The following is a 22,533-nucleotide window of genomic DNA, read 5'->3' on the forward strand; positions in this document are numbered from 1 at the left end:
CGCGGCGCGACACTCCGGGCATGGACATGAACCTTCCTCCGGTCGAGGAGCTGCGGCGCGTCGACGCCGAGCTGGCCCGACTCGACGCGCGCCGTGCGGAGTTGCTGGCCCGTCGGGTGTGGCTGCTCGGTGTGCTGCGCTCCCCCGTGGGCCCCGCCGCGGCCCCGCCGTTCCCGGGGGCGCCGCCGGCGGCGGAGACCTCGCCGCGCGGCGCGCAGAACGTGCTGCTGACGCTGGGCGGGACGCTGCTCGCGGTCGCCGCGCTCGCGTTCACGCTGGTGAGCTGGGGCTCTATGGGCATCGCGGGGCGTGCGGCGGTGCTGCTCGTGGTGACCTCCGCGGCGCTGGCGGTGCCCGCGGCGCTGCTGCGGCGCGGGCTGGCGTCGACGGCGGAGGCGGTGGGCGCGCTGGGCCTGGCACTGACGGTCCTGGACGCGTACGCCCTGCACCGGGTGGCGCTGCCGGAGACGGACGGGCTCGGGTACGCGGCGGTCGCCGCCGGACTCCTCGCGGGGCTGTGGGCCGGGTACGGCGGGCTGCTGCGGGGGCTGCGGCTGCCGTTCCCCGCGGCGGTGGCCGCGGCGCAGCTGCCGCTGCCGCTGGGGGTGCTCGCGGCCGGCGGGGGTCCGGCGGCCGTGGCGTGGGCGGCGGCGCTGACGGCGGCGGCGGACGTGCTGCTGCTCGCCCGCCCCGCGGGGGTGGCGGTACGGACGACGGCGGGGGTGGCGGCGGCCCTCCTGGCGGTCGGGGCGCTGCCGGTCGGCGGCACGCTGTCGCTGACGGGTCCGTGGACCGGCGGTCCGCTGCTGCTCGGCTGGGCCGCGGTCCTGCTGTTCGCGGCCCGGGTGGTCCGTCCGGCGGCGCGGGTGCTCGCGGTGGTGGCCGCCCTGGCGGGGGTGGCGGCGGTGGCGGGCCCGGTGCGGGCCGCGCTGCCGGCGGCGTGGGCGGTGCCGGTGTACGTGGTCTGCGGTCTGGCGGTGGCGTCGCTGTGGCGCCCGGTGCGGGCGGCGCGGATCCCGGCGGAGGTGCGGGCCGGGTTCGGGCTCGCCGGGGGCGGGGTCGTGGCGCTCGGCCTGGTGTGGGCGCTGCCGCCGGTGCTCGGCGGGCTGCTCGGCCCGGCCGTCCGGAGCGCGGGCGTCTGGTCCGGGACGCACGCGGCGCCGGTGCCGGCGGACCATCCGGCGACGGCGCTCCTGGTGCTGCTGCTCGGCGCGGGCGCGGCGGTCGTGGCGCGGGGGACGTGGGGCCGGTGGGGTGCGGTGCTGCTCGGGTGGGCGGTGCTGACGGCGCTGCCGGTCGTCCTGGAGCTGTCGTACGGGGCGGGGATCGCCGTCCGGCTGGTGGCGACGGGCGCGGCGCTGGCCGTGGCGGTGCGGCCGGGGGCGCTCACCCGCGGCCTGCCCGGGCCGGCTCCCGTGCCGGAGCGTCCTGAGCCGCCGGCGCGGCCCGGGGGCGGCTGGGGCACCTCGTGGACGGCAGGGACGGCCGGGGCGGCCGGGGCGGCCGGGGCGCCGGCGGTTCCGGTGGCGGCGGGGCCGCTGCTGTCCCTGACCGGGCTGGCGGCGGGGCTCGCCTCGGCGGGTTCGGTGCTGCTCCTGGCGCTGGACGTGCGGGCGGCGACCTTCGTGGTGCTGGGTGTGCTGCTCGGGCTGTTCGCGGCGGCGGCCGCGCTCGGCGCCGGAGCGGTCCGCGAGGCGTCGGCCGGTGGCGGGGTGCTCGCGGCGGCGGGTCTGGTGGGGGCCGGAGCGGCGGCGGCGGGGCTCTCCACGGCCACGGCGGGCCTGGTGCTGCTGCTCGTCCCGGCCGGTACGGCGGCCCTGGCCGTGCGGTTCCGGTCGCTCGCGGCGGAGCTGTCGGGGGTGGCGGCGGGCGCCCTGGCGGTGGCCCTCACGGCGCCGCGTCCCGCGGTGCTCGCCCTGGCGCTGGCGCTGGGCGGGGTGATCGCGGCGGCGACGGCGCTGCGGGCGGAGCGGCGGCGCGCGGCCTCGTGGACGGCGGGCGCGCTCTTCCTGGCCGCGGCCTGGCTGCGGCTCGGGGTGTGGGGCGTGACGGTCCCGGAGGCGTACACGCTGCCGGTGACGGCGCCGGCGCTGGTGGTGGGCCTCCTGCGGCGGCGGCGGGACCCGGCGGCCTCGTCCTGGGGTGCGTACGGCCCCGGGCTCGCGGCGACGCTGGTGCCGAGCCTGCTGGCGGTCTGGTCGGACCCGTACGGGACGCGGCCGCTGCTCCTGGGGGCGGGCGCGCTCGCGGTGACGCTGCTGGGGGCGCGGTTCCGGCTCCAGGCGCCGCTGGTCCTCGGCGGGGCGGTGCTCGCCCTGGTGGCGGTGCACGAGCTGGCCCCGTACGTGATGCAGCTGGTGGGCGCGCTGCCGCGCTGGCTGCCGCCGGCGGCGGCCGGGCTGCTGCTGCTCGGGGTGGGGGCCACGTACGAGCGGCGGCTGCGGGAGGCGCGGCTGGTGCGGGAGCGGCTGGCCCGGATGCGGTGATCCGGGCGGGGACGCGCCGAGGGCCCGGAGACGGTGTCGTCTCCGGGCCCTCGGACCGGGGTGGGCGATACTGGGATCGAACCAGTGACCCCTTCGGTGTGAACGAAGTGCTCTCCCGCTGAGCTAATCGCCCCGGCGCACCGCAAACATTACCGCATGTCAGCGGGGCTTCCGAACCACCCCTGGGTCACTCGGCGATCTTCCAGGGCATGACGAGGCCGAACTTCCAGAGGTACCAGCCGAGCAGTGCGGCGACGATCACCAGGCCGATGACGGTGAGGGTGATGTTGCGGCGCCGGACCTTGGGGTCGAGGGCGCGCTGGGCGGCCTCGGTGACCTTGCGCTTGGTCCAGCGCAGGACGATCTGCGCCCAGACGAACTCGGTGGCCCAGATCGCCATGCCGGCGAAGATGACCAGCCAGCCCGGTCCGGGGAAGACGAGCATCAGGATGCCGGCCACGATCACGGCGAGTCCGACGATGAAGACGCCGACCTGCCAGCTGAGGTGGAGGCCGCGGCGGGCCTTGATGAACTCCGGCGCGCGGGATCCCAGTTCGACCTGCTCGGCGGGCTGGGGCTCGGGCGCGCGCTCGTCACTCTCCGCATTCATGGTGCCAATTTACCCGACTCACCAGCCCCACCGGTATGGCGGTATTACCCAAAGTTACATACCGCCATACGAGCTACCTGAACGATCACAAAAGCGACAGAGGGGTTTACAACGCCACCGGAGGTGGCATGTCGATTTCGCCGACGTGCGAATCCCCGAGCGCACACTGAGCGAAAGGCCCTGGCGCTTATGAACACCGTGGTGAGCTGCGAGCTGCACCTGCGCCTCGTTGTGTCGAGCGAGTCCTCACTGCCTGTACCCGCGGGCCTGCGGTATGACACGGCGGATCCGTACGCCGTGCACGCCACCTTCCACACCGGAGCCGAGGAGACGGTCGAGTGGGTCTTCGCCCGCGACCTTCTCGCCGAGGGGCTGCACCGGCCCACCGGCACGGGCGACGTCCGGGTCTGGCCTTCCCGTAGTCACGGCCAGGGAGTCGTCTGCATCGCGTTGAGCTCGCCCGAGGGCGAGGCCCTGCTGGAGGCCCCCGCGAGGGCCCTGGAATCGTTCCTCAAGCGGACCGACGCCGCGGTGCCACCGGGCACCGAGCACCGGCACTTCGACCTCGATACGGAGCTGTCCCACATCCTGGCCGACAGCTGAGCCAGGCCATCGACCGCACGGCGCCGTCCGACTCGGGGCGACGGCGCCGCGCGGGCGGTCGCATCCGCTCGACCTCCGGCGTCCTCATCGCGCAGCCGGCGCGGTGACGGGCGCCGTCGCGCTTTTCCGGGGCGCGCTAGAGTCGACCGCAATCCACGGGCGCCCGCCCGCGGCCGGCCAGGGAGCGAAGCGTGCTCATTCCCCACGACACCCGGATCGCCCTCGACACCGTCGTCGATCTCATGAACACCGCCGCGCAGGGCGACCGCGAGGACACGCTCGCGGACCTCGACGCGCTCGGGGTGTTCGTCCGCGAGCACCGGATCAGCGACGTGGGCGAGCTGGACGCCGAGGACCTGCGGGCCGTCCGCGAGGTGCGGGACCGCTTCGCCGCCGTCTTCACCGCCCCCGACGCCAGGATCGCCGCCCCGCTGATCAACCAGCTGGTGGCCGCCGCGGGCACCACCCCGCGGCTCACCGACCACGACGGCTACGACTGGCACGTGCACTACTTCGCGCCGGGCGCCTCGGTCGCCGACCACCTGGCCGCCGACTGCGGGATGGCGCTCGCCTTCATCGTGGTCTCGGGCGAGCGCGAACGGCTGCGCCGGTGCGAGGCCCCGGACTGCGGCCGGGCCTTCGTCGATCTCTCCCGCAACCGCTCCCGCCGCTACTGCGACAGCCGCACCTGCGGCAACCGGCTGCACGTGGCCGCCTACCGGGCCCGCCGCAAGGAAGCCGCCGGCTGACGCCTCAGAGCACGTAGAGGTCGTGCAGGGCCGCCATCAGGAGCAGGGCCCCGATCACCGTCAGGAAGATCATGAGGGGCGGCTGCGACAGCGCGAAGAGACAACCCCTCGGCTCCTCGGCCGGCGGATCGGCGGCGGGCACGGACTCGGCGGAGGCGGGGACGGGTTCCCGCGAGGTATCGAGCATCTCGGGGGGATGATCGCGCACCGCGGGCCCCGGGAAGACCGGAATCCGCCCCTCGGCGGGGCGGTTCATCCCTTCCCGTGGATCTCCGGATCACCGCCCGGTCGCGGCCCGGCAGGCAACGGCCAGAAGCGGTCAGATTCCGTGCTTCTTCAGAATCGCCTCGATGTCGCTGAAGTCCTCGGCGTCCCCACCACGGGCGGGCGTGCCCGACGCGGGACGGGCCAGGGCCTCACGGGCCCGGGCGGAAGCGGAGGCCGGGGACGAGGCGCCGGGCGCGACCGCCCCGGGCCGCGCTCCCGCGTCCGCCGCCTTCCGGCCGCCCCGGCGGCGCTCGACGCCCCGGGTCGTCAGCAGGAGCAGCCAGGCCACGCCGAGCACGCCGAAGCCGGCCCAGGCGACCGGGCTGAAGACGGTGTCGAAGGCCCACTCGACGGCGCCGGTCATCACGAGGCCGAGCGGGACGAGCGACCAGCCGGCGATCCGCGCCGCGCTCAGGTACTTCTTCCGGTACGCCGTGATCGCGGCGATGCCCAGGCCCGCCGCGGACACCGCGGAGCAGATGGTCTCGGCCAGCATGCGATCCTCCAGGTCCCGGGTGATACGTCCCTTCCATCCTGCACCGGCCCACCCGCCGGGGGCCACGGCCCCGGGCCGGTCTCAGGGAGATCTCCGGGTCGTCCCGGACCGGATCTCCTCCTCAGGTGCCGGTGCCGTGCCGATGCGGGCCCGGCGCGGACCTGCTGGAAGACTGCCGTCCATGACTGACTCCACCACCACCCCCTCCCCCGTCGTCCTGGAGGCCTGGTTCGACCTCCAGTGCCCCGACTGCTTCCGGGCCCTCGACGACGTCCGCGCGCTGCGCGCGGCGTACGGCGACCGGCTCGACGTCCAGCTGCGCCACTTCCCGCTCTCCAAGAACAAGCACGCCTACGCCGCCGCCCAGGCCGCCGAGGAGGCGGCCGACCAGGGACGGGGCTGGGCCTACGCGGAGGCGCTGCTCGCCAGGACCGCCGAGCTCGCCGAGCGGGGCGAGCCGGTGCTGCTGGAGGTGGCGGCCGGACTCGGCCTGGACGCCGAGGAGTTCGACACCGCGCTGATCGACGGCCGGCACCTGCTCACGGTCGACGCCGACCAGGCGGAGGGCCAGGCCCTCAAGATCACCGGCACCCCGACCTACGTCATCGACGGGGAGCGCCTCGACGGCGGCCAGAGCCAGGAGGGGCTGCGCGCCCGGATCGAGGAGATCGCCGACCGCCTCCTGGCCGGCTGACCCGTCCGGGTCTCAGAGCAGCCGTTTGGCGCTGTTGACGTGGGTCGTGCGGTAGCCGAGCGACTCGTACAGGCGGATCGCCGGGGTGTTGCCCGCGAAGACGTGCAGTCCGAGCCGGCTCTCCCCGGCCTCCCGGGTCACGCGCTCGGCCAGCAGCATCAGCGCCCGGCCGTACCCCTGGCCGCGCCGCTCCTCCGCGACCTCGACGTCGTAGACGTATCCGGCGCTCACGCCGGGCTCCAGCTCGCGCACCGCGGTCCACACGTTCCCGACGACCCGGCCGTCGGCGAGGGCCACGTGGAACGCCGTGCCGGGGCTGGCGAGCCCCCGGGGCAGCAGCTCGCGGTGGCTGGCCTCCGCCTTGGCGCGGGCCTGGTCCTCGGGCACGCCCCGGTCGGTCCAGCTCCGCGCGAAGACCTCCTTGGCGGTCGCCTGCCAGGCCGTGAACTCGTCCTCGGTCATCGGCCGCGCCTCGACGCCGGACGGCAGCGCGGGCGACGGGTCCGCGAGCTCCTTCAGCATGTTCCGGCTGAGCTCGGCGTAGCCGAGCGCACGGGCCAGGGCGAGGGCGGCCGTCGCGTCCGCGGGCACGGACACCCGGACGTCCGAGCAGCCCCAGCCGCGCAGCACCTCCTCGGCGGCGAGCGCCGCCACCGTCCCCCGCCCCCGGCCGCGGTCCGGCTCATCGACCCGGAGGCGGTCGATCCTCCCCGACGCGGCTCCGAAGTCCGGATCGGTGGCGACGCGGACGGAACCGACCCGGCGGCTGTTCACGCAGATGTCGTAGACGCGGGAACGGCCGCCGTCGGCGGAGTGCTGGAGCGGCTCGGCCGGCCGCAGGGTGGTGGTCATCAGGGGTGTTCTACCCATTCGGGAAGGCCCCGTCATCCGGATTTCAGCCGAGCTTCGGGTCCCGGTCGGCGGCGGCCCGCTCCTCGAAGATCCGCATGGCCTTGGCGGTCACCGGGCCGGGGGCGGCGGCGAGTTCGCGGCCGTCGACGCGGTGGACGGCCTGCACGTCCCGCAGCGTGGAGGTGAGGAAGACCTCCTCGGCGGTCTCCAGGACGTCGAACGGCAGGTCGGTCTCGACGGCGCCGGTCCACTCGACGGCGAGGGCGCGGGTGATGCCGGCGAGGCAGCCGGAGGAGACCGGCGGGGTATGGATCCGGCCGTCGAGCACGACGAAGACGTTGGAGCCGGTGCCCTCGCAGAGCCGGCCGGTGGTGTTGGCGAAGAGGGCCTCGGTGGCGCCGGCCTCCTTCGCCCGGGCCAGGGCGACGACGTTCTCCGCGTACGAGGTGGTCTTCAGGCCCGTGAGGGCGCCGCGCTCGTTGCGGGTCCAGGGGACGGTGACCACGGCCGTGGCGTCGGGGCGGCGGGAGGTCCCGCCGACGGCGACGACGAGGCTCGTGCCGGCGTCGCCGCGCTCCGAGCCGAGCGGGGAGAGGCCGCCGGTGTAGGTGATCCGGAGCCGGCCGAGCTCCACCGGGTTGGCCGCGAGGACGGCGGCGCAGGCCCGTCGGACCTCGTCGAGGTCGGGGTCGGGCAGCCCGAGGCCGCGGGCGGAGCGGGTGAGCCGCTCCAGGTGGAGGGTGAGAGCAAACGTTTCGCCGCGCTCGGCCTTGACCGTCTCGAAGATGCCGTCGCCGACGGTCAGCCCGTGGTCCAGGACGGAGACGCGGGCGGTCTCCTCGTCGTACAGCCCGCCGTTGACCCAGATTTTCATCGAGAGATGGCCTTTCCGCTCGCCCCTGGGACCTCGTCGGCCCGGGCGCCCGACTCGTAGGCGCCCGACGCTATCGCGACCAGCCGGGCCGCCTTCAGCTCGGTCTCCTCCCACTCCCGCTCGGGGTCGGAGCCCCAGGTGATGCCGGCCCCGGTGCCGAAGCGCAGCACGCCGAGGGGCCGGTCGATCCAGAAGGTGCGGATGCCCACGGCCAGCTCGCCGTGGCCGCTGTCGGCGTCCACCCAGCCGATGCCGCCGCAGTACGGCCCCCGGGGCGCGGTCTCCAGCGCCTCGATGATCCGCAGCGCGGAGGACTTGGGGGCTCCGGTGACGGAGCCGGGCGGGAAGGTGGCGTCGAGCAGTTCGGGCCAGCCGGCGTCCTCGCGCAGCACGCCGCTGACGGTGGAGACGAGGTGGACCAGGCCGGGGTGCTCCTCGACGTCGCAGAGGGCGGGGACGGCGACGGAGCCGGTCTCGCAGACGCGGCCGAGGTCGTTGCGGACCAGGTCCACGATCATCACGTTCTCGGCGTGGTCCTTGGGCAGCAGGTCGGCGGCGGTCCTGCCGGTGCCCTTGATGGGGCCGGAGGAGACCCGGGCGCCCTCGCGCCGCAGGTACAGCTCGGGTGAGGCGGTGGCGATCTCCACGCCGTGCGCGGGCAGCCGAATCGTTCCGGCGTACGGGGCGGGGTTGCCGGCCGCGAGCAGCGAGGTGAGGGCGTCGACGTCGGCGGCGGCCGGGTCGGGCAGCGGCGCGGTCATCACCCGGCAGAGGTTCGCCTGGTAGACCTCGCCGCGCGCGATGTGCTCGCGCACCGCCCGTACGCCCTCGGTGTACGCGGCGCGGTCGAGCGACGACGTCCAGTCACCGGGGCGCGGGCCGAGCCACGCGCCGGGGACGGCGGCGGGCACCGGCGCCCTGCGGACGTCTCCGAAGCGGGCGCAGGTGAGCCGGCCCTCGAAGTCGGCGCAGACGGCCCAGAAGCCGGTGGAGTCGAGAGCCCCGGGATCATGGGTGACGTCCCGCAGGTCGGTCGCGACGAGGCCGCCGAAGCGGGCCAGGGGAGGTAGGTCGTACACGCGTCGAGTCTAGGTCGGGCCGCTCCGGAGGGGAGGGGACGCGGGCGGCGGGGGCTCCGCGCGACCTCGGGGACACGGGGGGTGAACACCGTTCGAACCCTCCGGGAGCCGCCGCCGGGCGTGCCGGAGGGCGCGCAGGTCAGCACGCTGCGGAAACGCGTTTTTGTACTGGCCCAGGAATCCGCTAGAGTTCAACACGTCGCCGGGACGCGCAAGCGGACCGGAAACGACAAGCGGACGTGGCTCAGTTGGTAGAGCATCACCTTGCCAAGGTGAGGGTCGCGAGTTCGAATCTCGTCGTCCGCTCGATGTGGGGGATCTTCCCGAACCCCCGTTATCACTCCTGGTGGAGTGGCCGAGAGGCGAGGCAACGGCCTGCAAAGCCGTCTACACGGGTTCAAATCCCGTCTCCACCTCCAAGGACGATTAGCTCAGCGGGAGAGCGCTTCCCTGACACGGAAGAGGTCACTGGTTCAATCCCAGTATCGTCCACTGGACCTTCGGGTCCTGATCTTCGGATCCCCGCGCGATTAGCTCAGCGGGAGAGCGCTTCCCTGACACGGAAGAGGTCACTGGTTCAATCCCAGTATCGCGCACCACTTCACCTGCGCCTTCGGGCGCGTCCCGCGCGATTAGCTCAGCGGGAGAGCGCTTCCCTGACACGGAAGAGGTCACTGGTTCAATCCCAGTATCGCGCACCACTTCACCTGCGCCTTCGGGCGCGTCCCGCGCGATTAGCTCAGCGGGAGAGCGCTTCCCTGACACGGAAGAGGTCACTGGTTCAATCCCAGTATCGCGCACCACATCTCCTGCGCCTTCGGGCGCGTCCCGCGCGATTAGCTCAGCGGGAGAGCGCTTCCCTGACACGGAAGAGGTCACTGGTTCAATCCCAGTATCGCGCACAGAAGGACGAAGCCCCCGGCCGCGGTTCGCGGCCGGGGGCTTCGTCGTGCGGGCGGGGGTCGCTCCGGCCCCCGGATCCGTACGGATCCGGGGGCCGGAGCGACGCGGACGGCTCAGGAGGAGAAGAGCATCCGGCCGAAGCCGCGCTGACGGTAGTGACCGCCGTGGTGGCCGCCGTGCGGGGCGCCCCAGGCGGGGGCGGCCGGGGCGGGCTGCGCCGGGTAGCCGGCCGGCGGGGCGGGCGGCGCCGGCGGGGCCTGCCACTGCGACTCCAGGCGGGTCAGGGCCTCCAGCTCGCCGTAGTCCAGGAAGATCCCGCGGCAGCCGCTGCACTGCTCGATCTGGACGCCGTTGCGGTTGTACGTGTGCATCGCCGCGTGACACTTGGGACACTGCATGCTCGGCTCAACTCCCCTGCCGTTGCCGTTCGTGTGACTGCTTCAGCTTATGAGGACGCGGCGGAGCCCGGGACGGTTCGGGCCGTCGGGATCCTGGCGCAGGTGTCGATCATCACGCCCTCGACCTCGTCGAGCCCCCGGCCCTCCGCCGTGGACTTGGCGAGCGCCAGCGCCGCGGTCTGCACCGTCAGGGCCCGGGCCGGCAGGTCGAGGCGGGCCCACGGGTCCGGCTCCGTGGCGGGGCCGCCGGCCGCATCGTACGCGCCGAGGAACCGCGCCCACACCTCCGCCGGCAGCAGCCCGGCGGCGAACCAGGCGGCGGGGCGGGCCAGGTCCCAGGCGGGGTCGCCGAGCCCGGCGTCGTCGACGTCGATGAGGCGCCAGGCGCCGTGGAAGTCCCGGACGAGCTGCCCGAGATGGAAGTCGCCGTGGCACAGGTACGCGCGCGTGCCCCCGGTCCCGTCCTCGCCGAGCTCCTCGGTGACGGTGCGCCAGGCCGCGAGGACGGTGGCGGTCGCCGGGTGGTCCGGCACGGCGCGGAGCATCCGCCCGACGGCGAGCGCCGCCTTCACGGGGGCCCGCATCGCGGGCAGCGGGCCGGGCGGGGGCGGGGTGCGGTGCAGCAGGGCGAGCAGCCGGGCCGCTTCCTCCCAGGGCGCCGCGTCGGGGTCGCCGGGGTCGACCGGGGGCCCGTACGGCCACACCGTCACCGGCCGTCCCGCGACCCGCTCCGTGCGGGGCCCGGGGACCGGCGGCAGGAGGACCCCCGCGAGGGCCGGGTCACCGGCGAGCGCGACCCGCACCGCGTGCGGAGCGTCCTCGGTGCCGGGGGCGTGCGCCTTGGCGACGATCCCGCCGTGCCGCACGACGGCCCCGTCCTCCCGGTCCGCGAGCACCCGCACCACCCCCGGGTCGCATCCGCAGGCCGCCCCGCCGTGCACGGCCCCGCGCGCGATCAGGGCCAGCGCCCCCAGCACGTCGCCGTCGCTCTCCACACGCTCCATCCGGCGAGCGTACGCGGCGCGGGCCGACGGCGGGGGCGGGGACGGGACGGCGACGCGCGGAGGGGCCGGTCGGCTCCCCGGCCGACCGGCCCCTGCGCTGTCGTCCGCCGCACCCCCGTCCCCACGGGGCTGTCGGCCGATGTCCCCGACCCGGGCCGCTCTCCCGGGTCCGGGGCGCCGCTCAGCGCCCCAGCATCACGCCCACGGACGACGCCTGTGTGACCACCGCTTCCCAGCCGCCGAAGACGACCACGAGCAGGGCCGCGAGGGGGAGGACCATGGCGGTGGCCACCAGGGGGTGACGGCGTCCCGCGGGGCGGGGGGTCGGCCGGTGTGCCGTGTGGGCCATGGTCCTCTCCTGTCGCTTCTCTTGCCGGTTCTCGGTGCGGTGGGCGCGTGTTCCTCGGGGGACGAGAGTCGCGCCCACCGCATGACCTCAACAGTAGGGAGCGGCAGCGCCCGGGGCGTCATGCCCGCGTACCGGCTTCCGGGCCTACGGGAGGATGACGCCGCTCCCCCCGGCGTACTCCCCTGGGTGGAGACGGGGGCGCGCGGGTGGGGGTCTTCCCGGAGGGGACGCGCCCCCGGGTGACTTGGGTCACGTCCGATGGGGAGCGGGGTGGGCCGGGCACGCGGGGCGGGGCGGAGGCAGTCGGCGCCGGGCGGCGGGAGTTGTCCGGGGGTGTTGTCAAGTGGGCTGGACGGCAAGGGGTGTTGGCGGGGAGAGTCGGTGCGGCACGGGACCGTCGTCCCCCTCAGCACTGACAATCGAAGCCGGTGGGAGGGCGCGGCCTATGAGCGCGCGCGGGCGCCACTACGTAAGCTGTGCCACGTCGAACGGACGAGGGGACGGACATGGCGATGATGCGGCTCCGGCGCGAGGACCCGCGGATCGTCGGGGCGTTCAGGCTCCACCGCAGACTCGGCGCCGGAGGGATGGGGGTCGTGTACCTCGGCTCCGACCGGCGCGGCCAGCGGGTGGCGCTGAAGGTGATCCGCCCGGACCTGGCCGAGGACCAGGAGTTCCGCTCGCGGTTCGCCCGTGAGGTGTCGGCGGCCCGGCGGATCCGGGGCGGCTGCACCGCCCGGCTGGTCGCCGCCGACCTGGACGCCGACCGCCCCTGGTTCGCCACCCAGTACGTGCCCGGGCCCTCGCTGCACGACCGGGTCGCCGAGGAGGGTCCGCTGCGGGCCGCCGACGTGGCCTCCATCGGCGCCGCCCTGTCGGAGGGCCTGGTCGCCGTCCACGAGGCCGGGGTCGTGCACCGGGACCTGAAGCCCTCGAACATCCTGCTCTCCCCCAAGGGCCCCCGCATCATCGACTTCGGGATCGCCTGGGCCACCGGGGCCAGCACCCTCACGCACGTCGGCACGGCGGTCGGCTCCCCCGGCTTCCTCGCGCCCGAGCAGGTGCGGGGCGCGGCCGTCACCCCGGCGACGGACGTCTTCTCGCTCGGCGCCACCCTCGCGTACGCCTCGATGGGCGACTCCCCCTTCGGGCACGGCAGTTCCGAGGTCATGCTCTACCGCGTGGTGCACGAGGAGGCACAGCTCCAGGGGGTGCCGGACGCGCTCGCGCCGCTGATCAGGGCCTGTCTGGCGAAGGACCCGGAGGACCGGCCCAGCACCCTCCAGCTGTCCATGCGGCTCAAGGAGATCGCGGCCCGCGAGGCACAGGGCCTGCCGTCCGCGCGGCCGCCGGCCCCGCGCGAGCGGATGGAGGAACGCGGCACGCTGCGGCCGACCGAGCGGTACACGGAGCGGGACGCGCCGGGCCGCGAGCCGGAGCGGGCAGTGGCCCGGGGACGCGGGTCCGGCCCCTCCTCGCGCCCCTCGGCGCCCTCGCGGACCGGCGGCTCCCGCAATCCGCAGTCGCGGCCCGGGACCCGGCCGGGGGCGCGGACCACGTCCACCGGCCGCCGCCCGGCCAACCCCCGGCTGCTGCGCCAGCGGCTCGTCGTCTTCGTGGTGGTGACCCTCCTGGTGGCGCTGGGCATCGCCGCCGCCCAGGCCCTCCAGGGCTGACCCCCGGCCATGGGAATCGCCCCCGGTACGCGGACGTACCGGGGGCGATTCCCGTGGCCGGGGGCGGGACCTACGCCTCGGGGCGGCCGGCCGTGACCGCGTAGAAGGCGACGGCCGCGGCCGCGCCCACGTTGAGGGAGTCGACGCCGTGGGCCATCGGGATGCGGACCCACTCGTCGGCGGCGCGCAGCGCCTGGGTGGAGAGGCCTTCGCCCTCCGCGCCGAGCATCAGGGCGACCCGGTCGAGGCGGTGCGGGGCGGCCTCGTCCATGGCGGTGGCCTTCTCCGCCGGGGTGAGGGCGAGGAGCTTGAAGCCCGCCTCCCGTACCGCCTCCAGACCGCGCGGCCAGGCCTCCAGGCGAGCGTACGGGACGGAGAAGACCGCACCCATGGAGACCTTCACCGAGCGGCGGTAGAGCGGGTCGGCGCAGTCCGGGGAGAGGAGGACGGCGTCCATGCCGAGGGCGGCGGCGCTGCGGAAGATGGCACCGATGTTGGTGTGGTCGTTGACCGCCTCCATGACGGCCACCCGGCGGGCGCCCGCGAGGAGTTCGGCGGGTTCGGGGAGCGGCTTGCGCTGCATGGAGGCGAGGGCGCCGCGGTGCACGTGGTAGCCGGTGACGCGCTCGGCGAGGTCGGGCTGGATCGCGTACACCGGGGCGGGCACCTCGTCGATGACGTCGCGCATGACGTCGACCCACTTGGCGGAGAGCAGCATCGACCGCATCTCGTAACCGGCCTGTTTGGCACGGCGGATGACCTTCTCGCCCTCGGCGATGAACAGGCCCTCTGCGGGCTCGCGCCGACGGCGGAGCTCGACGTCGGTCAGGCCGGTGTAGTCGTGGAGGCGGGGGTCGTCGGCGTCGGTGATCGTGATGATTTCGGCCACGGGGTGATAGTGCCTTGTCCGGGATGTGGTGCCGATGCGCGGGGACGGGCGGCGGTCGCCGCCCGTCCGTCCGTGCGCGGGGTGGGTGCGGGGCGTCAGCGGGTGAGCTTGTCGGGCCCCTCCGCGACGACCGGGCCGATGACGATGACGGCCGGCGGACGGACCTCCTCGGCCTTCACCACCTCGGCGACGGTGGCGAGGGTGGCGTCGACCCGGCGCTGGGTCGCGGTGGTGCCCTCCTGGACGAGGGCAAGCGGGGTGTCGGGGGCCTTGCCGTGGGCGACGAGCGCCTCGGCGATCTTCCCTATCTTGTCGACGCCCATGAGGATCACCAGGGTGCCGGTGAGCTTGGCGAGCGAGGCCCAGTCGACGAGCGAGCGCGGGTCGTCGGGGGCGACGTGCCCGCTGACCACGGTGAACTCGTGGGCGACGCCCCGGTGGGTGACCGGGATGCCGGCGGCGCCGGGGACCGAGATGGAGCTGGAGATGCCGGGCACGACGGTGCAGGCGATGCCCTCGGCGGCGAGCGCCTGCGCCTCCTCCATGCCCCGGCCGAAGACGAAGGGGTCGCCGCCCTTGAGGCGGACGACGGACTTGCCGGCCTTGGCGTGCTCGATCAGCGCGTTGTTGATGGCCTCCTGGGCCATGAAGCGGCCGTACGGGATCTTCGCCGCGTCGATCACCTCGACGTGCGGCGGCAGTTCGTCCAGGAGGTCGCGGGGGCCGAGCCGGTCGGCGATGACGACGTCGGCCTCGGCGAGCAGCCGGCGGCCGCGGACGGTGATGAGGTCGGGGTCGCCGGGGCCGCCGCCGACGAGGGCGACGAAGGGGGTGCGGGCGCGCTGGGCGGGCGCGGCGAGGGAGCCGTCGCGCAGGCCCTCCAGGACGGCGTCGCGGACGGCGGCCGAGCGGCGCGGGTCGTGGCCGGTGAGGACGGCGACGGTGACGCCGGCGCCGCGGCCGGTGGCCGGGGTCCAGGCGGTGGCGGCCTCGGCGTCGTCGGAGCGGACGCACCAGACGCGGGCCCGCTCGGCCTCGGCGGAGGCGGCGGCGTTGGCGGCCGCGTCGGTGGTGGCGACGAGCGCGTACCAGGCCTCGGCCAGGTCGCCGTCCTCGTAGCGGCGGCGCACCCAGGTGATCTCGCCGGTCTCGGCCATGGCCTCCACGGAGGGGGTGGCGGAGGGGGAGATCAGGGTGATGTCGGCGCCTGCGGCGATGAGGGCGGGCAGGCGGCGCTGGGCGACCGTGCCGCCGCCGAGGACGACGACGCGCCGGCCGGCGAGGCGGAGGCCGACGGGGTAGGCGGGGTGCTCGGCGGGCTCGACGTGCTGGGCCATGTGCGGGCGGCTCCTCGGACGGGGCTGGGGCCTGTCCGACCATTCGCGTCGGATCGGGCCGGGTCGTACGGTGCGTGCGATCGGCGTGCGGTGGGGCGCCCTCGTAGCGGAGCTACTCGGGCGACTCTGCCGTGCGGCGAGCGTGCGTGCCGGGCGGGCCGGACCCGACGCGCATGGTCGGGCGGGCCCTGGGGGCCGCTGCGGCGGTGAAGCGGCTGGTGGGGCGGGCGGGAGGCCCTGTGAACACGATATCGGTGACGTGACGTGGGCACCTTGTGACCCTCGTCCCTCGCCCCTCGGGCCGGGGCGGGCCGGGGACGAGGGACATGGGGCGGCCCCGGTGCCGCCGTCCCCCGTGGTGGGGGCGGCGGCACCGGGGCCGTACGGGCTACTTCTCCGTGACGCCGGCGGAGTCGAAGGTCGCGACCTCGTGCATGGCGCGGGCCGCGCTCTGCACCAGCGGGAGGGCCAGCAGCGCGCCGGTGCCCTCGCCGAGGCGGAGGTCCAGGTCGACCAGCGGGCGCAGGCCCAGCTTGTTGAGCGCGGCCACGTGGCCGGGCTCGGCGCTGCGGTGGCCCGCGATGCAGGCGGCCAGCGACTCGGGGGCGATGGCGCGGGCGACCAGGGCGGCCGCGCCGGTGGAGACGCCGTCGAGGATCACCGGGGTGCGCAGCGAGGCGGCGCCCAGGATGAAGCCGACGAGGGCGGCGTGCTCCAGGCCGCCGATCTGCGACAGGACGCCGATCGGGTCCTCGGGGTCCGGCTTGTGCAGGTCGAGGGCGCGGCGGACCACGTCGACCTTGCGGGCGTGGGTCTCGTCGTTGATGCCCGTGCCGCGGCCGGTGACCTCGGCCGCGTCGACGCCGGTGAAGACGGAGATGAGGGCGGCGGACGCGGTGGTGTTCGCGATGCCCATCTCGCCGGTGAGGAGCGCCTTGTTCCCGGCCGCGACCAGGTCGCGGGCGGTCTCGATGCCGACCTCGATCGCGGCGGTCGTCTCCTCGCGGGTCATCGCGAGGCCGGTGGTGAAGTCGCCGGAACCGGCGCGGACCTTGCGGGGCAGCAGGCCGGGGGTGGCGGGCAGCTCGCTCGCGACGCCCACGTCGATGACGCAGACCTCGGCGCCGACCTGGTTCGCGAAGGCGTTGCAGACCGCTCCCCCGCCGAGGAAGTTGGCCACCATCTGGCCGGTGACCTCCTGCGGCCAGGGGGTGACGCCCTGGGCGTGCACGCCGTGGTCGCCGGCGAAGATCGCGACGGCGGCGGGCTCGGGGATCGGCGGCGGGCAGGCCCGGGAGAGGCCGCAGAGCTGCGCGGAGATGATCTCCAGCATGCCGAGCGCGCCGGCCGGCTTGGTCATCCGCTTCTGCCGCTCCCAGGCCTCGCCGAGCGCCTTGGCGTCCAGCGGACGGATGGCGGCGACGGTCTCCTGGAGCAGGTCGTGCGGCTCCTCGCCGGGCAGGGCCCGGCGGCCGTACGTCTCCTCGTGGACGACCCAGGAGAGCGGGCGGCGCTTGGCCCAGCCGGCCTGCATCAGCTCGGGCTCGTCGGGGAACTCGTCGACGTAGCCGACGCAGAGGTACGCGACGACCTCCAGGTGCTCGGGGAGGCCGAGCTCGCGGACCATCTCGCGCTCGTCGAAGAAGCTGACCCAGCCGACGCCGAGGCCCTCGGCGCGGGCGGCGAGCCAGAGGTTCTCGACGGCGAGGGCCGAGGAGTACGGGGCCATCTGCGGCTGCGTGTAGCGGCCGAGGGTGTGCCGGCCGCCCCGGGTGGGGTCGGCGGTCACCACGATGTTGACCGGGGTGTCGAGGATGGCCTCGATCTTCAGTTCCTTGAACTGCTTCGCCCGGGCCTTCGGCAGCGACTTGGCGTAGGCCTCGCGCTGGCGCTGGGCCAGCTCGTGCATGGTCTGCCGGGTCTCGGCGGAGCGGATGACGACGAAGTCCCAGGGCTGCGAGTGGCCGACGCTGGGGGCCGTGTGGGCGGCCTCCAGGACGCGGAGCAGCACCTCGTGCGGGATCGGGTCGGAGCGGAAGCCGTTGCGGATGTCGCGGCGCTCGCGCATCACGCGCAGGACCGCCTCGCGCTCGGCCTCGTCGTAGCCGGGGGCGGCGGGGCGGGGCTCGGCGTCCGGGGTCTCCTCGGCCTCCTCCGCCGCGTCCTCGGTGACGACCGGGATCTCCTCCGCCACGGCGACGACGGGGGCCTCGGCGGGAACCTCGGCGGCGGCGTCGGCGAACGACTCGGCGACGGCCTGGTCGGCCGGCGCCTGCTCTGCGGGGGCCGGCTCGACGGGGGCCTGTTCTGCGGCGACGGGCTGGGGTTCGGGCTCGACACCGGCCTCGGGCCGGGGCTCCGGCACGGTCTCGGGCTCCGGCGCGGCTTCGGTGGCGGGCTCGGCGACGGCCTCGACCGCGACGGGGGCCGCCACGACGACGGGCTCCTCGGCGGGCCCCTCCACGACGGCCACGGGGACGGCCTCGGGCCGGGGCTCGGCGGCCACGGGCTCCTCGGCAGCCACGGGCTCTGCCGCGGGCTCCACCACGACGGCCTCGGCCGCCGGCTCCACGGGCTGCTCGGCGACCGGGGTCTCCTCGGCCGGAGCCTCCTCGGCCGGAGCCTGCTCGGCCGGAATCTCCCCGGCCGGAATCTCCCCGGTCGGAATCTCCTCGGCCGGGGCCTCCGGCGCGGTCTCCGCCGGTACGTCGGCGGGTGCGGCGGTCTCCACGGCCTCGGCCGCGGGAGCCTCGGCGGGCTCCTCCGCCGTCGGCTCCTCGGCCACCGGCTCCTCGGCGGCCGGGACGGCCTCGGGCTCGCGGGGCGCGGGGACCACGGCCTCCGGTGCCACCGCTTCGGGTGCCACGGCCTCGGGCGTGACGGTCTCGGGCGTGACGGTCTCGGGCTCGGGGATCACGGTCCCGGCCGGCGGGGTCGGGGCGGGCTGCTCGGCGGTCGGGACGGTGCCCTCGACCTGGACGAACCGGCCGCTCGGCGGAACGACCGTTTCTGCGGGGGCCTCGGCCGGCGCCGGGGCCTCCTGCGGCTGCGCGGTCCACGGCTCGGCGCCCTGCGGGGCCGTCTGCTGGTCCTGCGCGATGTCGAAGTACTCGGGCCCGGTGGTGGGCGGCCCCGGGGTGCGTACGGGCACGGGCGCGGGACCGGTGGCCACGAGGGGCTCGGGGGCGGGCGCCGGGACCTGGGGGGCGGCGGGCGCCGGCGCGGCCGGGCCCCGGTCGGCGAGCGAGCGCACGACGCCGCCGGTGGCGGTGTCCGGGACCGGCGGGCCCATGTGGAGCGGGCGGCGCGCGGGGGCGGGCTGCGGGGCGGCGGCCGACGGCACGCGGACGCCGCCGAGGTCGACGGAGCCGGAGTCGCGGCCGGCGGCCTCGTGGGCGCCGGTGTCGAGGATGCCGGGCTCGTAGCCGTGGGCGGTGGCGACGGGCTCCTGCGGGGCGACCGGGACGCCGTGCGCCGGGGTGCCGAGCGGCACGCCCTGCGGCGGGGTGGCGCCGGGCACGGGGACGCCGTGCGCCGGGGTGACCGGGGCGGTGAGCTGGTCGGCGAGGACCAGGCCGTCCGGGAGCGGACCGGTGAGCGGGTCCGGCAGGGGTCCGGTCAGCGGGTCGGTGAGCGGATCCGGCAGCGGGCCGGTGAGCGGGTCGCCCATCGGGGCGGCCTGGGCGGGGCCCTCGGGGCCGCCCTGCGGCGGGACCGCGGGCGGGGCGGGGACGGCGACCGGCGGGGCGGGCACCGCGCCGGGGGCCTGCTCGCTCCAGGCGCCCTGGGCGCCCGGCATCAGCAGCAGGTCGTCGTCCTCGGGGAGCTGCCCGGGGGTGGGGCCGGAGGGGTCCAGGTAGGTGTAGGCGCCCGGAGCGGGGATGCCCGGCTGCTCGACCATGCCTGAGTTCTCCGGCAGTCCCTCGCCCGGGACCTGGCCGGTGTCCGTCATGCGTACCCCTCGCCCATCGTTCGTCTTCGTTCAGAGCCGCGCCCGTCAACGAGAACGAGCGCCCGTGCCGCGCGGCACGGAGACGCGCCGTCACCCGAGCATTGTCGCGGCCCGCGCCCATCGTGGCAGGCGGATCCGCCACGGTGCGCTGTGGACTGCGCCACGTCGCGCCGTCCCCCCGGTGTCCCGCACGCCGGTGACCACCGAGAACGGGTCAAGACGGTCATCGATTCGGGACATTGACGAACAACCTGCCGAACATCCCCGTGCGGTACAACAATCGGCCAGCCTACCTGCCCCGGCGCCCGGCCGGGGTCAGGGGGCGCCGGTGGTCCTGCGGCCGGAGAGCAGGAAGACGACGGAGCGTTCGCGCTCGGACCAGTCGGCCGGATCGAGGCCGACGGCCTGGAGGAGGACGGTCTCGACGGCGTAGCCGCCGGCGGCGAGGGCGGTGCCGATCGCCTCGGCCTCGTCGCGGGTGGTGGCGTGGGCCGCGATCCGTTCGGGGCGCCGGTCGACGCAGGCGGTGACGACCGGGACGCCGCCGGCGCCGACGCGTACGACGTCGGGTTCGGGGAGGCTCTCCAGGACGTGCGGGGCACGGCCGGTGACGGTCTGGAGGAGGACGCCGTGGCGACGGGCGGCGGTCTCGGTGCGGACGCGGGCGGCGGGGTCGGCGTCGACGGCGATGACGGCGGCGCCGAAGCGGGCGGCCTCGACGGCGAAGCTCCCGCCGGCGCTGCCGACGTCCCAGACGAGGTCGCCGGCGCGGGGGCCGAGCCGGGCGAGCTGGACGGCGCGCAGGGTGGGGTCGTGGCCGACGCCGGGCCGCTCCTCGGAGCCGTGCTCCTCCGGGCGGTCCGCCCAGCCGCGTACGGCTCCGGCGGCCGGGTCGCTGCCCATCAGCCAGGGGGCGGCGGAGGCTCCGGTGCCGCCGGCGCCGCCGATGACCAGGACGACGTTGGGGTCGCGCCAGGTGTGGTCGGCGGCCTTGTCGGAGGTGAGGACGGAGACCTGTTCGCGGGTGGTGCCGAGCTGTTCGCAGACGACGAAGGTGCGGTGGACGCCGTCGAGGAGGAGGGCGAGTTCGGCGGGGCCGGCGCCCGGGGAGGTGAGGACGGCGACCTTGGGGTGGGCGCGGCAGACGTTGACGGCGCGGCGCAGGGTCCTCTCCTGGGCGACGACGACGCGGGCGTCGTCCCAGGGCATGCCGGCCCGGGCGAAGGCGGCGGCGACGGAGGAGACGGCGGGGACGACCTCGACCTCCAGGCCGTGCTCGGGGGCGCGCAGGGCGCGGACGACGCCGAAGAAGCCGGGGTCTCCGTCGGCGAGGACGACGGCGGTGCCGCGGTGGCCGGCGATCCGGCGGGCGGCGAGGTCGACGCTGCCGAGCCGGACGCGCTCGGCGCCGGCGGGCACTTCGGGGAGCGCCAGGTGGTGGGCCGCACCGGCCACCAGGGTGGCGGCCGAGAGCGCGGAGCCGGCCGCGGCGGTGAGGGGCGAGCCGTCCCAGCCGATCACCGTGACCCGATCGGCCATCGCGTCTGTCTCCTGTGGTGTCGTCGCAGGTCGGGGGCGGGTCGAGCGTACCCCGGGCCGGCGTCCGGAGCGTTCAGCTCCAGTCGGTGTACGAGGAGTATCCGGCCTCGGCCATGTGGTCGGCGACGCCGTCGAGGTCCTCGGGGAGGAGGCCCCAGAGGATGAGGTCGGTGCGGATGTCGGTCCACTCGCCGCTCTCGGTGAGGCTGCGCGCTATCCAGGCGTTGCGCAGCACGCCCTCGCTGATGCAGCCGATCTTCTGGGCGACCTGCTGGGAGGCGGTGTTGTCGGCGGCGGTGCGGAGCTGGAGGCGTTCGAAGCCCCGGTCGCGGAAGAGCCACTGGGCGACGGCGAGGACGGACTCGGTGGCGTAGCCCTCGCCGCGGGCCCAGGGGGCGGTGACGTACGCGACCTCGGTGGCCCGGACGCGCCAGTCGGTGGAGTGGAGGTGGACGGTGCCGACCAGACGCTGTGTCAGGAACTCGGTGACGGCGAAGACGATGCCGTGGCCGTCGGTCCGTTCGGCGGGGGCGATCCGGCGGACCCACTCCTCGGCGTGGGCGCGGGTGTACGGGTGCGGCACCGTGGTCCAGGCGGTGACGAGTTCGTCGTTCATCATCTCGACGAAGGCGGGGATGTCGGTCTCCTCGTACGGGCGCAGCACCAGTCGCTCCGTGTTGATGGAGACGTCCGGGAAGGTGGTAGTCATGCGCAGCTCCATACGTGAAGACCGTGAAGGCACAGCATGCAGCATGGCGTGGCCGACGCGCATGCGCGGGTGCGCACAAGGCCCCGCGCGCCGGACGGGGCGGGCGGGGCCTCGTGGTGAAGGACCGTACCGGGGGCCTTACTCGGCGGCACCGAAGGCGGGGGTGACGGAGCCCTTGTAGGTGTCCTCGATGTACTTCTTCACCTCGGGGGAGTTGAGGAGCTTGGCGAGCTTCTCGACGCGGGGGTCGTTCTCGTTGCCCTTCTTGACGGCGAGGAGGTTGGCGTAGGGGTTGCCCTCGCCCTTCTCCAGGACGAGGGCGTCCTTCGCCGGGGAGAGGTCGGCCTCGATCGCGTAGTTGCCGTTGATGACGGCGGCGTCGACGTCGTTCAGGGCGCGGGGCACGGTGGCGGCCTCCAGCTCCTTGAACTCCAGGCCCTTCTTGTCGGTGATGTCGGAGAGCTTGGCGTCGGTGCCGGCGCCGTCCTTGAGGGTGATGAGGCCGTTGTCGGCGAGGAGGTGGAGCGCGCGGCCCTCGTTGGTGGTGTCGTTGGGGACGGCGATCGTCTGGCCGGCCTTGATGTCCTTGAGGGACTTCACGGACTTGGAGTAGACGCCGAGCGGCTCCAGGTGGACGTCGACCACGGGGACGATGGTGGTCTTGTTCTTCGCGTTGAAGTCGTCCAGGTAGGGCTTGTGCTGGAAGAAGTTGGCGTCGACCTGGCCGTTCTGGGTGGCGGTGTTCGGCAGGACGTAGTCCGTGAACTCCTTCACCTCCAGCTTCAGGCCCTCCTCGGCGGCCAGGTTGTCCTGGACGAACTTGAGGATGTCGGCGTGGGGCGTCGGGGACGCGGCGACGACGAGCGCCTTGTCGGCGGAGCCGGCCTTGTCCTTGGCGGAGGCCGGGTCCGAGGAGGTGCCGCAGGCGGTGAGGCCGAGGGTGAGGGCGGTGACGGAAGCGAAGCCGGCGGCGAGCTTGATGTTCTTGCGCACGAAGAGTGCCTCTTTCTTGTGGAGCGGTGGACGCCTGGACAACAAGTCCTGGCTCAGGGGGGTGGTCCGGGGGG

Annotated in this window: 20 protein-coding genes and 8 tRNA genes; 12 read left to right on the forward strand and 16 right to left on the reverse strand. The window is 75.2% G+C overall.

Going from position 1 to position 22,533, the window contains the following annotated elements; translation table 11 throughout:
• Positions 1–20: 20 nt before the first annotated feature.
• A complete protein-coding gene (locus IE245_RS19965; RefSeq protein WP_189949480.1) occupies positions 21–2,486 on the forward strand; it encodes an SCO7613 C-terminal domain-containing membrane protein in 2,466 nt (821 codons plus the stop codon).
• A gap of 61 nt (positions 2,487–2,547) precedes the next feature.
• On the opposite strand, the gene IE245_RS19970 is transcribed toward IE245_RS19965, so the two are convergent.
• Positions 2,548–2,619 (reverse strand) — tRNA-Val (locus IE245_RS19970).
• 54 nt (positions 2,620–2,673) lie between these two features.
• Entirely contained in the window at positions 2,674–3,096 is a 423-nt protein-coding gene (locus IE245_RS19975; RefSeq protein ID WP_189949482.1) for a TIGR02611 family protein, read from the reverse strand.
• 189 nt (positions 3,097–3,285) lie between these two features.
• Between IE245_RS19975 and IE245_RS19980 the strand changes: the two genes are divergently transcribed.
• Positions 3,286–3,699 (forward strand): SsgA family sporulation/cell division regulator, encoded by a 414-nt coding sequence (locus IE245_RS19980; RefSeq protein ID WP_030493555.1) that lies wholly within the window; start codon positions 3,286–3,288, stop codon positions 3,697–3,699.
• Positions 3,700–3,890: 191 nt separating this feature from the next.
• Complete coding sequence (locus IE245_RS19985) at positions 3,891–4,448, forward strand: CGNR zinc finger domain-containing protein (RefSeq protein WP_189949484.1); 558 nt, start codon at positions 3,891–3,893, stop codon at positions 4,446–4,448.
• A gap of 4 nt (positions 4,449–4,452) precedes the next feature.
• On the opposite strand, the gene IE245_RS19990 is transcribed toward IE245_RS19985, so the two are convergent.
• Both IE245_RS19990 and IE245_RS19995 read right to left on the reverse strand, forming a co-directional pair.
• Positions 4,453–4,635, reverse strand: a complete 183-nt coding sequence (locus tag IE245_RS19990) for a hypothetical protein (protein WP_189949486.1) — start codon at positions 4,633–4,635, stop codon at positions 4,453–4,455.
• 132 nt (positions 4,636–4,767) lie between these two features.
• Positions 4,768–5,211 carry a hypothetical protein gene (locus tag IE245_RS19995; protein ID WP_189949488.1) on the reverse strand — a complete coding sequence of 148 codons (444 nt, stop codon included), beginning with the start codon at positions 5,209–5,211 and terminating at the stop codon, positions 4,768–4,770.
• Positions 5,212–5,392: 181 nt separating this feature from the next.
• Here IE245_RS19995 and IE245_RS20000 point away from each other — a divergent pair, with 181 nt between their 5' ends.
• Positions 5,393–5,905, forward strand: a complete 513-nt coding sequence (locus tag IE245_RS20000) for a DsbA family protein (RefSeq protein WP_189949490.1) — start codon at positions 5,393–5,395, stop codon at positions 5,903–5,905.
• A 12-nt stretch (positions 5,906–5,917) separates the two neighbouring features.
• On the opposite strand, the gene IE245_RS20005 is transcribed toward IE245_RS20000, so the two are convergent.
• The 3 genes from IE245_RS20005 to IE245_RS20015 are packed head-to-tail and all read right to left on the reverse strand — an operon-like array spanning position 5,918 to position 8,710.
• Complete coding sequence (locus tag IE245_RS20005) at positions 5,918–6,757, reverse strand: GNAT family N-acetyltransferase (protein ID WP_189949492.1); 840 nt, start codon at positions 6,755–6,757, stop codon at positions 5,918–5,920.
• 43 nt (positions 6,758–6,800) lie between these two features.
• A complete protein-coding gene (locus tag IE245_RS20010) occupies positions 6,801–7,631 on the reverse strand; it encodes an aminotransferase class IV (protein WP_189949495.1) in 831 nt (276 codons plus the stop codon).
• Positions 7,628–8,710: a chorismate-binding protein gene (locus IE245_RS20015; RefSeq protein WP_189949497.1), complete on the reverse strand. Its 1,083-nt coding sequence runs from the start codon at positions 8,708–8,710 to the stop codon at positions 7,628–7,630. Before IE245_RS20015 ends, IE245_RS20010 begins: the two co-directional genes overlap by 4 nt.
• A 233-nt stretch (positions 8,711–8,943) precedes the next feature.
• Between IE245_RS20015 and IE245_RS20020 the strand changes: the two genes are divergently transcribed.
• From IE245_RS20020 to IE245_RS20050, 7 genes are all read left to right on the forward strand, one after another.
• A tRNA-Gly gene (locus IE245_RS20020) sits at positions 8,944–9,016 on the forward strand.
• 39 nt (positions 9,017–9,055) lie between these two features.
• A tRNA-Cys gene (locus IE245_RS20025) sits at positions 9,056–9,129 on the forward strand.
• A 1-nt stretch (position 9,130) separates the two neighbouring features.
• Positions 9,131–9,202, forward strand: a tRNA-Val gene (locus IE245_RS20030).
• Positions 9,203–9,234: 32 nt separating this feature from the next.
• Positions 9,235–9,309 (forward strand) — tRNA-Val (locus IE245_RS20035).
• 27 nt (positions 9,310–9,336) lie between these two features.
• Positions 9,337–9,411, forward strand: a tRNA-Val gene (locus IE245_RS20040).
• Between the two features lie 27 nt (positions 9,412–9,438).
• Positions 9,439–9,513: transfer RNA gene (locus tag IE245_RS20045), tRNA-Val, on the forward strand.
• 27 nt (positions 9,514–9,540) lie between these two features.
• Positions 9,541–9,612, forward strand: a tRNA-Val gene (locus tag IE245_RS20050).
• A gap of 114 nt (positions 9,613–9,726) precedes the next feature.
• Here IE245_RS20050 and IE245_RS20055 read toward each other — a convergent pair.
• The 3 genes from IE245_RS20055 to IE245_RS20065 form a co-directional block, all read right to left on the reverse strand.
• Positions 9,727–10,011 carry a TFIIB-type zinc ribbon-containing protein gene (locus IE245_RS20055; protein ID WP_189949499.1) on the reverse strand — a complete coding sequence of 95 codons (285 nt, stop codon included), beginning with the start codon at positions 10,009–10,011 and terminating at the stop codon, positions 9,727–9,729.
• 47 nt (positions 10,012–10,058) lie between these two features.
• Positions 10,059–11,015, reverse strand: a complete 957-nt coding sequence (locus IE245_RS20060) for a phosphotransferase family protein (protein ID WP_189949501.1) — start codon at positions 11,013–11,015, stop codon at positions 10,059–10,061.
• Positions 11,016–11,196: 181 nt separating this feature from the next.
• Positions 11,197–11,364 carry a hypothetical protein gene (locus IE245_RS20065; protein WP_189949504.1) on the reverse strand — a complete coding sequence of 56 codons (168 nt, stop codon included), beginning with the start codon at positions 11,362–11,364 and terminating at the stop codon, positions 11,197–11,199.
• Between the two features lie 506 nt (positions 11,365–11,870).
• On the opposite strand from IE245_RS20065, the gene IE245_RS20070 reads away from it, so the two are divergent.
• The gene (locus tag IE245_RS20070) at positions 11,871–13,040 is read left to right on the forward strand and encodes a serine/threonine-protein kinase (protein WP_189949506.1); all 1,170 of its coding nucleotides are present in this window, start codon (positions 11,871–11,873) and stop codon (positions 13,038–13,040) included.
• A gap of 70 nt (positions 13,041–13,110) precedes the next feature.
• On the opposite strand, the gene IE245_RS20075 is transcribed toward IE245_RS20070, so the two are convergent.
• From IE245_RS20075 to IE245_RS20100, 6 genes are all read right to left on the reverse strand, one after another.
• Positions 13,111–13,929 carry a TrmH family RNA methyltransferase gene (locus IE245_RS20075; protein WP_189949509.1) on the reverse strand — a complete coding sequence of 273 codons (819 nt, stop codon included), beginning with the start codon at positions 13,927–13,929 and terminating at the stop codon, positions 13,111–13,113.
• Positions 13,930–14,024: 95 nt separating this feature from the next.
• A complete protein-coding gene (gene cobA / locus IE245_RS20080; protein WP_189949511.1) occupies positions 14,025–15,266 on the reverse strand; it encodes a uroporphyrinogen-III C-methyltransferase in 1,242 nt (413 codons plus the stop codon).
• A 388-nt stretch (positions 15,267–15,654) separates the two neighbouring features.
• Entirely contained in the window at positions 15,655–19,218 is a 3,564-nt protein-coding gene (gene cobT, locus IE245_RS20085; RefSeq protein WP_189949513.1) for a nicotinate-nucleotide--dimethylbenzimidazole phosphoribosyltransferase, read from the reverse strand.
• A 315-nt stretch (positions 19,219–19,533) separates the two neighbouring features.
• A complete protein-coding gene (gene cbiE / locus IE245_RS20090; RefSeq protein WP_189949515.1) occupies positions 19,534–20,757 on the reverse strand; it encodes a precorrin-6y C5,15-methyltransferase (decarboxylating) subunit CbiE in 1,224 nt (407 codons plus the stop codon).
• 73 nt (positions 20,758–20,830) lie between these two features.
• Positions 20,831–21,478, reverse strand: coding sequence for a GNAT family N-acetyltransferase (locus IE245_RS20095; RefSeq protein WP_189949517.1), 648 nt, complete (start codon positions 21,476–21,478; stop codon positions 20,831–20,833).
• Positions 21,479–21,604: 126 nt separating this feature from the next.
• Positions 21,605–22,459, reverse strand: a complete 855-nt coding sequence (locus tag IE245_RS20100; protein WP_189949519.1) for a MetQ/NlpA family ABC transporter substrate-binding protein — start codon at positions 22,457–22,459, stop codon at positions 21,605–21,607.
• Between the last annotated feature and the right edge of the window lie 74 nt (positions 22,460–22,533).

It is taken from the genome of Streptomyces roseolus (assembly GCF_014649855.1).
GTDB classification, from domain to species: domain Bacteria; phylum Actinomycetota; class Actinomycetes; order Streptomycetales; family Streptomycetaceae; genus Streptomyces; species Streptomyces roseolus.

Excerpts from the sequence above, each read along its gene's own strand:
- IE245_RS19965 (WP_189949480.1), top strand. The coding sequence starts at position 21 with ATGGACATGAACCTTCCTCCGGTCGAGGAGCTGCGGCGCGTCGACGCC.
- IE245_RS19975 (WP_189949482.1), bottom strand. The coding sequence starts at position 3,096 with ATGAATGCGGAGAGTGACGAGCGCGCGCCCGAGCCCCAGCCCGCCGAG.
- IE245_RS19980 (WP_030493555.1), top strand. The coding sequence starts at position 3,286 with ATGAACACCGTGGTGAGCTGCGAGCTGCACCTGCGCCTCGTTGTGTCG.
- IE245_RS19990 (WP_189949486.1), bottom strand. The coding sequence starts at position 4,635 with ATGCTCGATACCTCGCGGGAACCCGTCCCCGCCTCCGCCGAGTCCGTG.
- IE245_RS19995 (WP_189949488.1), bottom strand. The coding sequence starts at position 5,211 with ATGCTGGCCGAGACCATCTGCTCCGCGGTGTCCGCGGCGGGCCTGGGC.
- IE245_RS20000 (WP_189949490.1), top strand. The coding sequence starts at position 5,393 with ATGACTGACTCCACCACCACCCCCTCCCCCGTCGTCCTGGAGGCCTGG.
- IE245_RS20005 (WP_189949492.1), bottom strand. The coding sequence starts at position 6,757 with ATGACCACCACCCTGCGGCCGGCCGAGCCGCTCCAGCACTCCGCCGAC.
- IE245_RS20010 (WP_189949495.1), bottom strand. The coding sequence starts at position 7,631 with ATGAAAATCTGGGTCAACGGCGGGCTGTACGACGAGGAGACCGCCCGC.
- IE245_RS20055 (WP_189949499.1), bottom strand. The coding sequence starts at position 10,011 with ATGCAGTGTCCCAAGTGTCACGCGGCGATGCACACGTACAACCGCAAC.
- IE245_RS20060 (WP_189949501.1), bottom strand. The coding sequence starts at position 11,015 with ATGGAGCGTGTGGAGAGCGACGGCGACGTGCTGGGGGCGCTGGCCCTG.
- IE245_RS20065 (WP_189949504.1), bottom strand. The coding sequence starts at position 11,364 with ATGGCCCACACGGCACACCGGCCGACCCCCCGCCCCGCGGGACGCCGT.
- IE245_RS20070 (WP_189949506.1), top strand. The coding sequence starts at position 11,871 with ATGGCGATGATGCGGCTCCGGCGCGAGGACCCGCGGATCGTCGGGGCG.
- cobA (WP_189949511.1), bottom strand. The coding sequence starts at position 15,266 with ATGGCCCAGCACGTCGAGCCCGCCGAGCACCCCGCCTACCCCGTCGGC.
- cobT (WP_189949513.1), bottom strand. The coding sequence starts at position 19,218 with ATGACGGACACCGGCCAGGTCCCGGGCGAGGGACTGCCGGAGAACTCA.
- cbiE (WP_189949515.1), bottom strand. The coding sequence starts at position 20,757 with ATGGCCGATCGGGTCACGGTGATCGGCTGGGACGGCTCGCCCCTCACC.
- IE245_RS20095 (WP_189949517.1), bottom strand. The coding sequence starts at position 21,478 with ATGGAGCTGCGCATGACTACCACCTTCCCGGACGTCTCCATCAACACG.